The 13,877-nt window shown below is 50.2% G+C and carries 17 protein-coding genes; 11 read left to right on the plus strand and 6 right to left on the minus strand.

Annotated features, from left to right (window positions below):
- Window positions 1–3: 3 nt before the first annotated feature.
- The 7 genes from pdxA to AC0L4K_RS15575 are packed head-to-tail and all read left to right on the plus strand — an operon-like array spanning window position 4 to window position 5,223.
- Entirely contained in the window at window positions 4–1,008 is a 1,005-nt protein-coding gene (gene pdxA, locus AC0L4K_RS15545; protein WP_417223884.1) for a 4-hydroxythreonine-4-phosphate dehydrogenase PdxA, read from the plus strand.
- Window positions 1,001–1,801, plus strand: coding sequence for a 16S rRNA (adenine(1518)-N(6)/adenine(1519)-N(6))-dimethyltransferase RsmA (rsmA, locus tag AC0L4K_RS15550; protein ID WP_473267069.1), 801 nt, complete (start codon window positions 1,001–1,003; stop codon window positions 1,799–1,801). Before pdxA ends, rsmA begins: the two co-directional genes overlap by 8 nt.
- A 19-nt stretch (window positions 1,802–1,820) precedes the next feature.
- Window positions 1,821–2,207 (plus strand): Co2+/Mg2+ efflux protein ApaG, encoded by a 387-nt coding sequence (gene apaG / locus AC0L4K_RS15555; protein WP_417223880.1) that lies wholly within the window; start codon window positions 1,821–1,823, stop codon window positions 2,205–2,207.
- Window positions 2,208–2,216: 9 nt separating this feature from the next.
- Window positions 2,217–3,038, plus strand: a complete 822-nt coding sequence (locus tag AC0L4K_RS15560; RefSeq protein ID WP_473267071.1) for a symmetrical bis(5'-nucleosyl)-tetraphosphatase — start codon at window positions 2,217–2,219, stop codon at window positions 3,036–3,038.
- A complete protein-coding gene (glpE, locus tag AC0L4K_RS15565) occupies window positions 3,038–3,358 on the plus strand; it encodes a thiosulfate sulfurtransferase GlpE (RefSeq protein WP_473267073.1) in 321 nt (106 codons plus the stop codon). Before AC0L4K_RS15560 ends, glpE begins: the two co-directional genes overlap by 1 nt.
- A 3-nt stretch (window positions 3,359–3,361) precedes the next feature.
- A complete protein-coding gene (locus AC0L4K_RS15570) occupies window positions 3,362–4,483 on the plus strand; it encodes a tRNA nucleotidyltransferase/poly(A) polymerase-related protein (protein ID WP_473267075.1) in 1,122 nt (373 codons plus the stop codon).
- Entirely contained in the window at window positions 4,483–5,223 is a 741-nt protein-coding gene (locus AC0L4K_RS15575) for a pteridine reductase (protein ID WP_417223874.1), read from the plus strand. Before AC0L4K_RS15570 ends, AC0L4K_RS15575 begins: the two co-directional genes overlap by 1 nt.
- Here the strand turns inward: AC0L4K_RS15575 and AC0L4K_RS15580 are convergent.
- The 5 genes from AC0L4K_RS15580 to AC0L4K_RS15600 are packed head-to-tail and all read right to left on the minus strand — an operon-like array spanning window position 5,220 to window position 9,027.
- Window positions 5,220–7,127, minus strand: coding sequence for a M48 family metallopeptidase (locus AC0L4K_RS15580; RefSeq protein WP_473267077.1), 1,908 nt, complete (start codon window positions 7,125–7,127; stop codon window positions 5,220–5,222). The genes AC0L4K_RS15575 and AC0L4K_RS15580 overlap by 4 nt on opposite strands.
- A 36-nt stretch (window positions 7,128–7,163) precedes the next feature.
- The gene (locus AC0L4K_RS15585; RefSeq protein WP_473267078.1) at window positions 7,164–7,760 is read right to left on the minus strand and encodes a LemA family protein; all 597 of its coding nucleotides are present in this window, start codon (window positions 7,758–7,760) and stop codon (window positions 7,164–7,166) included.
- Window positions 7,761–7,796: 36 nt separating this feature from the next.
- Window positions 7,797–8,306, minus strand: a complete 510-nt coding sequence (folK, locus tag AC0L4K_RS15590; protein ID WP_417223870.1) for a 2-amino-4-hydroxy-6-hydroxymethyldihydropteridine diphosphokinase — start codon at window positions 8,304–8,306, stop codon at window positions 7,797–7,799.
- Entirely contained in the window at window positions 8,306–8,662 is a 357-nt protein-coding gene (gene folB, locus AC0L4K_RS15595) for a dihydroneopterin aldolase (RefSeq protein ID WP_473267080.1), read from the minus strand. Before folB ends, folK begins: the two co-directional genes overlap by 1 nt.
- Window positions 8,663–8,712: 50 nt before the next feature.
- Complete coding sequence (locus AC0L4K_RS15600; RefSeq protein WP_417223867.1) at window positions 8,713–9,027, minus strand: hypothetical protein; 315 nt, start codon at window positions 9,025–9,027, stop codon at window positions 8,713–8,715.
- Between the two features lie 95 nt (window positions 9,028–9,122).
- Between AC0L4K_RS15600 and plsY the strand changes: the two genes are divergently transcribed.
- The gene (gene plsY, locus AC0L4K_RS15605; protein ID WP_417223865.1) at window positions 9,123–9,713 is read left to right on the plus strand and encodes a glycerol-3-phosphate 1-O-acyltransferase PlsY; all 591 of its coding nucleotides are present in this window, start codon (window positions 9,123–9,125) and stop codon (window positions 9,711–9,713) included.
- A gap of 115 nt (window positions 9,714–9,828) precedes the next feature.
- Here the strand turns inward: plsY and tsaD are convergent, their stop codons facing one another.
- Complete coding sequence (tsaD, locus tag AC0L4K_RS15610) at window positions 9,829–10,863, minus strand: tRNA (adenosine(37)-N6)-threonylcarbamoyltransferase complex transferase subunit TsaD (protein WP_473267083.1); 1,035 nt, start codon at window positions 10,861–10,863, stop codon at window positions 9,829–9,831.
- 218 nt (window positions 10,864–11,081) lie between these two features.
- On the opposite strand from tsaD, the gene rpsU reads away from it, so the two are divergent.
- Genes rpsU through dnaG form a run of 3 tightly spaced genes read left to right on the plus strand, consistent with a single transcriptional unit; the run spans window position 11,082 to window position 13,785 of the window.
- Window positions 11,082–11,297, plus strand: coding sequence for a 30S ribosomal protein S21 (gene rpsU, locus AC0L4K_RS15615; RefSeq protein WP_019622914.1), 216 nt, complete (start codon window positions 11,082–11,084; stop codon window positions 11,295–11,297).
- 46 nt (window positions 11,298–11,343) lie between these two features.
- Window positions 11,344–11,793 carry a GatB/YqeY domain-containing protein gene (locus AC0L4K_RS15620; RefSeq protein ID WP_473267085.1) on the plus strand — a complete coding sequence of 150 codons (450 nt, stop codon included), beginning with the start codon at window positions 11,344–11,346 and terminating at the stop codon, window positions 11,791–11,793.
- 45 nt (window positions 11,794–11,838) lie between these two features.
- Window positions 11,839–13,785, plus strand: coding sequence for a DNA primase (dnaG, locus tag AC0L4K_RS15625; protein WP_473267086.1), 1,947 nt, complete (start codon window positions 11,839–11,841; stop codon window positions 13,783–13,785).
- Window positions 13,786–13,877: the final 92 nt, after the last annotated feature.

A 13,877-nucleotide genomic window follows, 5' to 3' on the forward strand; every position in this document is an offset into this window, starting at 1 on the left:
CTGATGCAAACATACAGACTGGCCCTGACCCCGGGCGAACCTGCCGGAATAGGGCCGGATCTATGTATCCAGATCGCCCAGCAGGGACATAATCACCAATTAATTATTATTGCGGATCCATTGATGTTGCAGGCGCGAGCACGCCAGCTAAACCTGCCCATCAAACTGCTACCCTACAAGGCGGATGACGCGATCTTACCGACGGCCCCCGGCACACTCTGGATTGAACCGATTAGCCTCGTTAAAACCGCTGTGCCAGGACAACTAAATCCGGCAAATGCCCGCTATATTCTTGACACCTTGAGCCGTGCAACTCAAGGCTGCTTAAGCGGTGAATTTGCTGCGCTGGTGACGGCCCCGGTACATAAAGCGGTTATTAATGATGCGGGTATTCCATTCAGCGGTCACACCGAGTTTCTTGAACAGCTAACCGATACTCGCAAAGTCGTCATGATGTTAGCGACTGAAGGATTACGAGTCGCATTAGCGACCACTCATCTCCCTTTAGCCGAAGTACCCGCCGCCATCACCCAGCCGCTACTAGAGCAAGTGCTGGAGGTCTTACACCAAGATCTGCAGCAAAGCTTCGGCCTGCCCAACCCCAGAATTCTGATTGCCGGCTTAAACCCTCATGCGGGTGAAGGTGGCCATATGGGACGGGAAGAGATCGACGTTATCCAACCCGTTATCGATCGCCTGCGAGCCCAAGGGTATAATCTTAGCGACCCATTGCCCGCAGACACTCTCTTTACCGACAAGCTACTTAAAACCGCCGATGCGGTTCTGGCGATGTATCATGATCAGGGGCTACCGGTGCTAAAATATAAAGGCTTTGGCCGCGCGGTGAATATCACCCTCGGAATGCCGATTATCCGTACCTCTGTCGATCACGGCACCGCGCTCGATCTCGCCGGCAGCGGTAACGCAGATTGCGGCAGTCTACTAACCGCCATCAATTACGCTGCCGAGATGGCAGCTAACCGTCATACCGGAACAGTGAATGAGTAATAAGCCTGCAGGTCATAAAGCACGTAAACGCTTTGGCCAGAATTTCCTACAAGATCAGGGCGTTATTCGCCGTATTATCCGCGCCATTGCACCGGGTGAGCAGCAACACCTGATAGAGATCGGCCCTGGTCTCGGCGCCATCACTGAAGAGCTACTGGATCTGTGTCAGCGCCTTGATGTGGTCGAACTCGACCGTGACCTGATTCCAATATTGCGTACCAAGTTTTTCAGCTATGCCGATAAATTCACTATCCATGAAGGTGATGCGCTGAAGTTTGATTTCAGCACACTGCAACAGCAGGATGAGCAGCTTCGTGTTGTTGGCAATTTGCCTTATAACATATCCACGCCGTTGATTTTCCATCTACTCACCTTTGCTGATCAGATCGAAGATATGCACTTTATGCTACAGAAAGAGGTTGTCGACCGGCTCGCAGCGCAACCGGGTGATAGCGCCTATGGCCGACTCGGCATCATGGCTCAGTATTACTGCCAAATCGAACCGCTGTTCCTGGTACCGCCCCACGCATTCGATCCTGCACCCAAGGTTGATTCCTCCATTGTGCGTCTCATCCCTTACAAAGAGCTGCCTCATAAGGCGCAGGACATCAGTAAACTCGAAACCGTGGTTCGTACCGCTTTTGGGCAACGCAGAAAAACCCTGCGTAACAACCTCAAACCGTTACTCGCCGTCGATGAAATCGAATCACTGGGTATCGACCCAGGCCTTCGTCCTGAACGACTAGCACTGACTGACTTTATCCGGATAAGTGATTATCTGAGCAGTAAATAACAACTGATAACGAAACTATATGATCTACTCAGACACCGCTCATAATATCGACATCAATGTGGAAACAGCCTATCTTCCGGAGCAATCCGACCCGGAGAAAAAGCGCTATGTTTTTTCCTATCACATCACCATCACTAACCTTGAGCCCCAGCCGGTGCAGTTGCTGCGCCGCCGCTGGCTGATTGTCGATGGCGACGAACAGGTTCAGGAAGTAGAAGGCGAAGGCGTCATTGGTGAACAACCCGTCATCGAACCCCAAGAAAGCTATAGCTATACTAGTGGCACCGTACTGGCCACCCGCGTTGGCAGTATGCAGGGGCACTATCAGATGAAAACCAACGACGGCCAGACGTTCAATGCTGACATAGAGCCGTTCACCCTGGCTCTGCCAAACGCGCTGCATTGAGGTAATTAAATGGCAACCTATGCAATGGGTGACATCCAAGGCTGCTATGACGAGCTACAAGCCTTACTGCAGCATATCAATTTTAGCGATCGCGACCGACTTTGGCTGGCTGGCGATCTAGTCAACCGCGGCCCTAAATCACTCGAAACTCTGCGCTTCCTGTATCGCATTCGGGACCGGGTCGTCGTCACACTCGGCAACCACGACCTACATCTCCTGGCGGTCTACAGCGGCACAATCAAGAGCAAACGCTCAGATACCTTTGAGGATATCTTACAAGCGGAGGATGCCGACAAGCTAATGAAATGGCTACGCTCCCAACCGTTACTGGTAACCGATGAACAACTTGGATTTACCATGGTGCATGCCGGCATCCCTCCCCAGTGGTCGCTGAAAAAAGCACATAAACGGGCCAGAGAAGTTGAAACTGTTTTACAAAGCACACTGGCAAGTGAGTTTTTTAAGCGGATGTATGGCAATCAGCCTACCTGTTGGTCGCCCAGCCTAGAAGGCTTTGATCGCCTGCGAACCATTACCAATTATTTTACCCGTATGCGCTTTTGCGATAGCAAAGGGCAGATGGAATTTTCTGCCAAAGGCTCTCTATCCAGTCAACCCACAGGTTTCTTACCCTGGTTCAAACATCAAGGCAAAATACTCGATCAAAGCCGCATCGTCTTTGGTCATTGGGCTGCACTGGAAGGCAAAGCCGACCGGGCGAACGTTTATGCGCTGGATACCGGCTGCGTCTGGGGTGGCAAACTCACTGCCCTACGGCTCGAAGATCAGCAAATCTTTTCTGTTAATAGTAATCAAAGGTATGGCAACTGATGGACAACTTTGAATGTATCGATATCGTCCGCGCGGAAACATTGATCGCCGAGGGCGCCGTTATTGCGGATATCCGTGATCCACAAAGCTATCAACAAAACCATATCAAAAATGCGGTACACCTGAGCAACGAAACCCTGCATGACTTTATCCAAGCCGCCGATATGGACACCCCTGTGATCGTTTGCTGTTACCACGGTTTTAGCAGTCAATCGGCCGCGGGCTTTCTCATCCAGCAGGGCTTTGATGCAGTTTATAGCCTCGATGGTGGCTTCGAATTCTGGCAAGCAAGTCGTCCCGAACAATGCGCGAACAGCTAAACCATGCAGATCTATCTGGTAGGCGGTGCGGTTCGAGACGGTTTACTTAATTACCCCGTCTACGATAAAGACTGGGTAGTTGTTGGCGCAACGCCCGAACAGATGCAACAGCAGGGCTTTCGCCCCGTTGGCAAAGACTTTCCGGTCTTTATCCATCCGGAGAGCGGCGAAGAATATGCACTGGCCCGTACTGAACGAAAATCAGGTAAAGGCTATACCGGATTTCTCTATCATGCCAGTCCTGAAGTCACACTCGAAGAGGATCTAGTCCGCCGCGATCTGACCATTAACGCCATGGCGATGGATGACCATGGCAATATTATCGACCCCTATCAAGGCCAGCTTGATCTGCAACGCAAACAGCTTCGCCATGTTTCACCGGCCTTTGCTGAAGATCCACTTCGAGTGCTTAGAGTGGCGCGCTTTCAGGCTCGCTATGCGCCACTGGGCTTTACCGTTGCTCCTGAAACACTCCAACTAATGCAGCAACTGGCCGCCAGCGATGAACTCGAACACCTCACTGCTGAACGGGTATGGCAGGAATTCCAACGTGCTTTAGGAGAGACAGCACCGCAGCAATTTTTGTTGACGTTAAAACAAGCGAATGCTCTCTCAATACTGTTCCCTGAGCTACTGCCTGCGGTGAACAACCCACAGACACTCAGCGCCATTAGCCAACCCGCAGACGCACGGGTACGCTTTGCCATACTGCTGCGCAGCGCATTTGCTAGTACCTCTAAAGCGGAATCTATTCAACTGATCAAAACATTTTGTGATGTTCACCGCGCCCCTAATGCATACCGGGATCTAGCTTTACAGTTTAGCGCTCAAGCAGACCAGCTGTGCCACTTTACGGAGCTCGACGCTCAACAGCGACTCGAATTAGTCAAAGATCTCGACCTATTGCGTCGCAGTGAGCATCTCGACTTACTCATACAAGGCTGTGCACTGATCTGTGCTGATGATTTGAGCGTAACAACACTTCTACCCGAGCTACTGCAATCGCTACAGCAGGTCGAGCCCAAGCAACTCATGCAACAAGGTTTTAAGGGCAAGGCACTGGGTAAAGCGATTCAACAGGCACAACTGCAGCTCTGCCAACAACAAATCGATGGCCAAAAATAATGAGTCAACCTGTCGCCCTGATTACCGGCGCTGCACGCAGAATTGGTGCAGCCATTACCCGCCAACTCTGGCAACAGGGCTATCGGGTGATCATCCATTGTCACCACTCGCTGACTGAAGCAGAACAGCTCGCACAAGAACTCAACAGCACCAAGACCGATAGTGCCTGCGTCGTTCAAGCAGATCTAAACAACACAACACAGGTATCACAGCTAGCCAACAAAGCACTTAAACGCTGGGGCCAACTCGATCTACTAGTCAACAATGCATCCTCGTTTTATCCCACGCCACTGGAGCAGAGCAGTGATCAACAGTGGGACGACCTGATTAACAGCAACCTAAAAGCCGCCTACTTCCTCTCGGCACAATTAGCCGCTTCGCTAACACAACAACAGGGCTGCATAATCAATCTGATCGACATCCACGCCCAACGGGCCCTACCAGGCTATCCGATCTACTCAATCGCCAAAGCGGGCCTACAAATGATGACGCTTAGCCTAGCCAAAGAGCTAGCACCGGCAGTACGGGTGAATGGCGTAGCGCCCGGCCCTATTCTCTGGCCGGAGCAAGCCGCGGCCATTAGCCCAGACGAGCAGGCCGCGATTGTCGATAAAACCCTGTTAAAGCGTGCTGGCGCGCCTGAAGATATTGCTGAGACGGTATTATTTCTGGCTCAACAGCGCTTTATTACCGGCCAGATCATTGCGGTAGACGGCGGCAAGTCCCTTTATAGTCATTAGCCTTCAATACCTTCATCGAGCCCAGTTAATGGGCTTTCCATCACTGCGGCAATCGCGGTCATTAATTCCCGCTCAAGCGGCATAATCAGACCATCATGGCGCACAACCTGCACCATCCCTTTAAGCATCCGCTGACGTAAAAAGGGAGTAGCAGCGGCTAACTCAACCACCGCGGCGGAAAAAAGCTCACGGGTACAATCGGATCGAGAAACGATATTGAGCGTATACAACCCGACCACCCCGGCACCTCGATTGAAGGCTTTGAGCGTCATCTCCTCCGAGGTTTCACCATGATAGGCCAGCATCGAAATAACGACCGCATACTCATCGGCTAATGAATCAATCTGTTTATGCCGATTTTGCCGCGACCGAACCGCCCCAAAGTGCGCATCACAATAGCGACTCACCAACTGATACAGAACCCATTCAAATAGATCTATCTGCTGATCAGCCTGTACCACTTGCAGCAGCAAGCGCTTAAACGCTTTATATTGACTGGCAGACTGCACCTTCAACGCCGGCAGTGTTAGCTCGATTAACGCCAAATATTCCGCGCGAGGCAAGCGTTCAAACTGTTCAAAACAGCCCAACAGCCTATCAACCAGCGCCTGTTCTTCTGCCGCTATCAGCTTCAACTGCTGTTGCCGAATAGCCTGATCACCATCGATCAGCAACCCCAATAACACTACGCGGGCATCATAAGGGTCTCTGGCCAACTGATACAGTGAATCCTCCTGCTGCCCAGCAGCAACCTCCGAGGCGTGATAGTCCTTCATCAACTCAGCTCCAGCTAAGGTCCCTAACAACCCCTCTATCACCCGGGTCTCAGGACGATTAGCCTTGATCGCTTCATCAGCATTCGCGTCGGTTTCGGTTAATGTGGCTTGAGGTTGCAGGTAGCGACCATCCCAATGAGGATCAACCTTTCTAATACGTACATCTAGCGGTGGATGTGTCGACCAAAGCCAACTCGGCATCACCGCCGAAAAAAACAGATGGCCGGCTTCCTGACACTCCGGATGTTCTAAGTGCCCCTGAACGTGGCTACCACCAATTACTTTCAGCGCGCCTCCAATACCTTCAGGATTGCGAGTAAATTGCACCGCAGAGGCATCCGCCAGAAACTCACGCTGCCGACTAATGGCCGCTTTGATCATGTTACCGGCCATCACGCCACACCAGCCAACCACCATCAAACCAACCCCTAACAAGACTAAGTAACCGCGATTAGAGCTACGAGATTTAGTCGAATCAACCCACCAACTGCTGCGACTACTGGCAAACACCCGCCCAAGTTCGGCGAAAAACACCATACCGTGCAACATCACCAGCAAACGCATATTCAGACGCATATCGCCATTCAGGATATGACTAAACTCGTGCGCAATAACGCCCTGCAATTGATCCCGGTCCAGACTATCTAAAGTCCCACGAGTAACACAGATGGCCGCATCACTAATGCCTAACCCAGCCGCAAAGGCATTAATACCCTGCTCTCGACGCATCACATAAACCGGCGGCACAGGAACCCCCGCCGCCAAGGCCATCTCTTCAACCACATTGACCAAACGACGCTCTGCAGTATCGGCTGTTAACGGCAACACCTGCTCACCACCAAGTTGCTCAGCGACCGCGCCACCGCCCTGTTTAACATCCAACCATTTTAGCCAAGCAGCAAATATTAATAACAGCGCTATCGCACTGGCCACCCAGAAGATGCGTTGCCAACTCAGATAATCAAGAAATACCCTATCGGGCAGTGTGAGAGGATCGTCATTCACCCAGAGATACCAAGCGAACAACAGATTAATCAGGCAAACCAGGCCTATATTGAGTAGCACAAACAGCACTAATAGCAGTCGGCTACGCTGACGGGCCTGGTCTTGTGCCTTATAGAAATTCATAGACTTTGTGGCGCTCTAACCCTAAACACGCGCGCTTCAGAAGCTCACTTTAGGTGCAGCTTGTAGCTGCTCTCGATCTGCAAATTCGAGCAGTGAAGCATCTTGTACATGGCCAAAGGTGCCCGCTAAAATCACTGGCGGAAAACTCTGCTTGTAACTATTGTATTCCGTTACCGCATCGTTAAAGGCCTGCCGTGAAAAAGCAACACGGTTTTCGGTCGAAGTCAGTTCTTCACTGAGCTGACGCATATTGGTATCGGCTTTTAGCTCTGGATACGCCTCAACCACAATACTCAGTTTGCCCATCGCTCCCTGCAAGCCGCCCTCAGCTTGCGCCAGTTGCGCTAAAGCCTCAGCACTACCGGGATTAGCCGCAGCCGCCTTAAGCCCCGCCAGCGCCTCATTACGCGCAGCAATAACCGCTTCTAGCGTTCCTCGCTCATGTTCAAGATAGGCTTTCGCTGTCTCAACTAAGTTCGGAATCAGATCGTAGCGCCGTTTCAGTTGCACATCGATTTGCGAAAAACTGTTTTGAAAACGATTTTTTAATGTCACTAGTCGGTTGTAAATCGCCACTACGTAAAGCACCAACGCAACAACGATGACTAAAAACACAAGCGTGCCCATTTCCATAGTTTACCCCTGTCTATTTCACTGCTGGCTTGCACATCAGGCAGAGAGGTCTTTATCTCGCCAGACAAACGACACCGGATTCAGTGATTGTTTTTCTTTATCGTAATCCAACCATAGCTGCTGGTAAGTTTCTGCCAACACAGGGTGACGAGACTTTGGTGCAAGCTCGGCTAACGGCCACAACACAAAAGCATTTTCAGTAATTTCATCACGGGGCAATGTGACACCGTCAATCTTACCGATCAGCGCGTCGTAGGTCAGAATATCCACATCCAACGTTCGGCCGCTAAACTTCTCTGAAGTACGGCACCGGTCATTGTCATCTTCAATTTTCTTTAACGCTTTGCTTAACTCACCAACCGATAATTCGGTCTTAAAAGACGCGACAAGATTATAGAAATTATCGCCATCAAAACCCACCGCTTCACTTTCATAAACCGGCGACAGCTCAAGCTTTTCAAACTGAGCGTCCAGTGCCTCAAGACAGCGTTCTATATAGACTTCACGGTCGGTATTACTACCGATACTTACAAACACCTCAGCCATCAGAAGCGCTCTCCTCGTTCAATAATTACACCAACATCTTGGGCCATTGGCACAGCGCCGGGCTTACCCAGCTTCAGTTTTAACCAACGTACACCAAACTCATCCATCACAATCTGCGCAATCTCCTCCGCCATGGTCTCAACCAACAAAAACTCACTGGTTTCAATAAAGCTGATTAAGCGATCAGAGACTGTCTTATAATTAAGGGTGCTTTCAATATCTTCAGCGGCCGCAGCCTGTTGAATATCCGTCGCCATCTTAATATCTAAACAGACGGTCTGACGAATTTCGCGTTCCCAATCGTAGATTCCGATCACGGTTTCTACCTTTAAGCCCTCAATGTACACAATATCCAAGACAAAACCCTTACAATCCTGAAATTGATCTCAGATTCTTCACTAAGCATTTAAAGCGGAGCTTTAAGCGCTCGCTTTGAACGAGTCCAACTTGTTTTAATAATCATCCGCCCCGCCACCTGCACCAGTATATAACGGCCATTACGCCACCAAATAAGCCGCCGGGTTGAGCAATATGTTCGCTTTAACTTAATGATGTGATTACAGGTTTCTTCACTAATAAGTCGATGATCTTCTTTTCCCCACTGAGAATAGATAAGACCAATATTATCACCAGCCCTGATCAAACTACCATCTTCCATTCGCAATCCTGCGGAACAGTAGTTTGCCAGTAACAACAGCCCAAACACTATGAGTTTCTTCATCCCTGAACTCCTTCACGCACCTTTACTGCTTTCATCCTGTGCATAAGTACGCTATAAAAAATAGTTTAACCCTTAAAGAACAGCGGACCAGAACTATGATCGAAGCAGATGCTGCAACAACGCTGTGCGTAATGGTCGTCGCTTATCTGCTAGGTTCTATTTCTAATGCTGTGCTTGTTTGCCACTTTATGGGGATCGGCGACCCTCGTCAACTCGGCTCTGGCAACCCAGGTGCAACCAATGTATTGCGGACAGGCAACAGAGCTGCAGCATTACTAACTCTGACCGGCGATATCAGTAAGGGAATGCTAGCCGTATCCATTGCACAATGGCTTGAATTGACACTATTTGACCAAGCATTAGTGGGAATATGCGCCCTAATCGGTCATGTTTGGTCTATTTTTCTGCGTTTCAGAGGTGGCAAGGGTGTGGCCACCATGCTGGGCTGCTGCCTTTTCCTAGACTACCGACTGGCACTTTTTCAAATAGCTGTCTGGCTGTTATTATTGGCGATTCGGCGAATCTCATCACTGGCCGCGGTGGGGATGGCCTTAATGAGCCCGGCCTTCTGCTGGTTAGTCATTCCAGAACTGCTATTGCCACTTATCATCATGAGCAGTCTTATATTGGCGACTCACCACCAAAACATCCGTAAACTACTAAATTGTCAAGAAAATCCGCTATAACGACAAGCGAACAACAACTGCAGAGTACCGGCAAAGCACAGATCGCACGGCCGCTGTGGCGCCACGCCTGTTATGCTACAGAAGAATAGACACCTCACCAGCACGCTTATTTAACTCAAACGTTCGCGATAGGTTCAAGGGTATCCATCGGCCAACGAGGCTGACACTGAATCGACAGATCACTGCTCTGCCCCGCCATAAGACGCTGACATCCCGCATAAGCGATCATCGCGCCATTGTCGGTACAAAAACGAGGACGAGCATAGAATAGCGAAGCTCGTTCTTTCTTAACCATCTCTTCTAGACGATCTCGCAAGCGCTGATTGGCACTCACGCCACCGGCAATAATTAACTGTTTAAAACCGGTTTGCTGTAACGCTCGACGGCATTTAATCGCCAAAGTATCAACCACCGCATCCTCAAAGGCCGCGGCAATATCGCATCGATCTTTGTCGGACAACTCGCCATCCACCCGCAGATCATTAGCAGTATTCAGCGTAAATGTTTTCAATCCACTAAAGCTGAAATCCAAGCCTGGGCGATCGGTCATCGGCCGCGGAAAACGAAACCGACTATGATCTCCCTGCTCAGCCAGACGAGCCACTTCTGGCCCACCCGGATAATGAAGACCAATCATTTTCGCGGCTTTATCGAAGGCTTCACCGGCGGCATCATCGAGGGATTCGCCTAGCAATCTGTATTCACCGATGCCATCAACCTGCACCAACTGCGTATGCCCACCAGACACCAACAGTGCGACAAATGGAAACGCCGGTGGATGTTCCTCCAGCATCGGCGCTAATAAGTGCCCCTCCATATGATGCACACCAATGGCCGGAATATCCCACGCCAGCGCCATAGCCCGCCCCGTCGAAGCCCCGACCATCAATGCACCAATAAGGCCTGGGCCTGCTGTATAGGCAACCGCATCCAGCTCACTGCCGGTCATATTGGCCTGCTGCAATACCTCTTTGACTAACGGCAACAGTTTGCGCACGTGATCTCGGGATGCCAGCTCAGGCACAACACCGCCATATTCAGCGTGCACCGCAATCTGACTGTAGAGAGCATCACCCAACAAGCCAGCCTCACTATCATAGATAGCCACACCGGTTTCATCACAGGAGGTTTCGATTCCTAACACACGCATTGTTAACTGTTCTCGCTCATAAACATGGATAAATGCCTGCCCTAAAACCGCAGGACAGTTGAGATCGGGCTATTATCATCCATTTTAACAATCATTTCATCGTATTTAGGCTTTACACTGTCGATCCATAAGAATAAAATACCGGCCCTTATTGGCCAGCTGTGTCTAATACTCAGCGGAACAGACATTAAATTTCTACAGGAAAGGTAAGGTATTATATGCCAGCAGTTAAAGTTAAAGAAAACGAGCCATTTGACGTAGCTCTGCGTCGTTTCAAACGTTCTTGCGAAAAAGCCGGTGTTCTGGCTGAAGTGCGTCGTCGTGAATTCTACGAAAAGCCAACTTCAATCCGTAAGCGTAAGGCTGCTGCTGCTGTTAAGCGTCACCTGAAGAAAGTTCAGCGCGAAAACCAGCGCCGCGTACGTCTGTACTAAGATCTTCACCACGCATTAACTAGCCCAATACAGACAGGAGACCGGTATGTCCGAACTGAAGCAACGCATCAGTATCGAGATGAAAGCAGCCATGCGCGCGAAAGCAAAAGAGCGCCTGGGTACTATCCGGATGATCCTGTCTGAGCTCAAACGCATCGAAGTTGATGAACGTATTGAGTTAGATGATGCACGCGTACTCGCGACGCTCGATAAAATGCAAAAACAGCGCCGCGACTCGATTGAGCAGTTTAATACTGCCGGTCGTGATGATCTGGCCGATATTGAGCAACAGGAGCTTCTTGTTATTAAGGAGTTCCTGCCTCAACCTCTGACAGAGTCAGAACTTGCCACCATTGTTGAGCAAGCCGTAGCAGATTCCGGCGCGCAAAATATGCAAGAGATGGGCAAGGTCATGACACTGGTCAAACCTCAGGTTCAAGGTCGCGCAGATATGGGCGCTATCAGCCAACTCGTCAAAAACGCATTAAATAGTTAATACAACTGCTGACCCCATCCTCTAATCAGCAGGTAGTCTGACATTATGGCCGGACGTATACCGCAATCTTTCATTGATGACCTTCTTGCACGCGTCAACGTTCTCGATATCGTTGAAGCCCGCGTAAAGCTTAAGCGCAGCGGCAAAAACTACTCTGGCCTCTGCCCATTCCATAAAGAAAAATCACCTTCATTTACCGTCAACAATGAAAAACAGTTCTATTACTGCTTTGGTTGTGGTGCCGGTGGTAACTCGCTTAGCTTTCTAATGGAACATGACCGTCTTAGCTTCCCTGAAGCCGTAGAAGAACTCGCCAAGCTAGCGGGCGTTGAGATGCCAAAAGCTGACGGCCCCGTTGATCATCAACGAGAGCAACGCATCAAGGATATCTATGCCCTACTAGAAGAGGCCTCCGCCTTTTACCAGCGACAGCTTAGAGAGCACTCCAACAAAGAGATCGCAGTTAGCTATCTTAAAGACCGCGGCCTGACCGGGCAATTTGCCGCCCGTTTCGGTATTGGGTACGCACCACCGGGCTGGGACAACCTGCTTAAAAAACTCGCCAAAGACGAAGCGACCAAAGTTAGGCTTGAACAAGCCGGCATGCTGATCAAAAAAGAGGAAACCGAGCGCTATTACGACCGCTTCAGGGAACGCATTATGTTTCCAATACGGGATATGCGTGGTCGGGTGATCGCCTTTGGTGGCCGAGTACTCGGCGATGAAAAACCCAAATACCTTAACTCCCCGGAAACCGACACCTTCCATAAAAGCCGCGAACTCTACGGCCTATATGAAGCACGTAAGTTTAACCAAACACTGGATCGCCTGATTATCGTTGAAGGCTATATGGATGTCGTCGGCTTAGCGCAATACGGCATCGGCTATGCCGTCGCTACCCTAGGTACCGCCACCACCGCACAGCACCTCGAGCGATTACTCAAGATGGTGCCTGAAGTCATATTTTGCTTTGATGGTGATGAAGCCGGGCGAAAAGCAGCCAAACGCGCGCTAGATACAACTTTACCCGTCATTACCGATGGCAAACAAGCGCGCTTTCTATTCCTCCCCGAAGGCGAAGATCCCGATAGCTTGGTACGCCAAGAAGGCTGCGATAAATTTGAACAGCGCATCAGTGAATCATTACCGCTATCTGATTTTTTCTTTAAAACACTGGAAGACGGGGCCGACATGCTCTCACTCGATGGCCGTGCTCGATTTAGCAACCAAGCACTACCCCTGATTGATCAGATGCAGCCGGGCATTCTTAAACAGATGATGCAGGAAAAAATCTCTGAACTCACCGGATTGAGCCTTGAACAACTAGTGAGTGTTAACAACCTGCAAGAAACCACTGTCAGCCACGCGGCACCAGAACCTGACTACCCTTACGAAACGGCCGATTATCAAGACGATGGCTATTTTGATCAACCACCCGATTTCAATAGCTTTGAGCAAGGCAGCTTTAGCCAAAACAGCCAGAATCGTAAGTCAAAAAAAGAGTTTGGCAAAGGCAATAAGAAATCGCGCCCTGCACCACCGGGCGGTTCAGCCGTGCATTTCAACCCTAGCAGTACCGCGGTCTCCATACTACTCCACTTGCCGGCGTTAGCGACGTTGTGCAGCAATCTTGAGATGCTTGCCAGCTCCGATGACAGTGCTGAAATCCTACTCTACCAACTCGCCTCTTATTTACAGGAAAACCCCGGTGTCACCCCCGGCATCCTCGCAATCGACTGGCAGGAACATGAGCACCTCAAACCGCTGATCCGCCAGCTCAACGAAATCGCTCACCAAACACCGATTATTGACGCAAGCAATGCACAGCAAGTATTAAGCGATTGCCTTAACCGATTACAAGAGCGCCACCTCGATCGAGAGATACTACAACTCAAGTCTCAACCCCATTTGAGTACCGAGGATAAACAACGCCTGAACCAATTAATCATGAAGCAAGCCGGCAGCCGGCTAAGAAAGACACCTGAAAAATAACCATCCGCCTTGAAATTCGGCAAACTACCCCCATAATTGAGCTACAGAGAAAACTCAGACTTATTTTCACCTTTCTGCCCCAGCGCATTGAA

The sequence above is a fragment of the Amphritea sp. GJ51-11 genome, assembly GCF_055808735.1.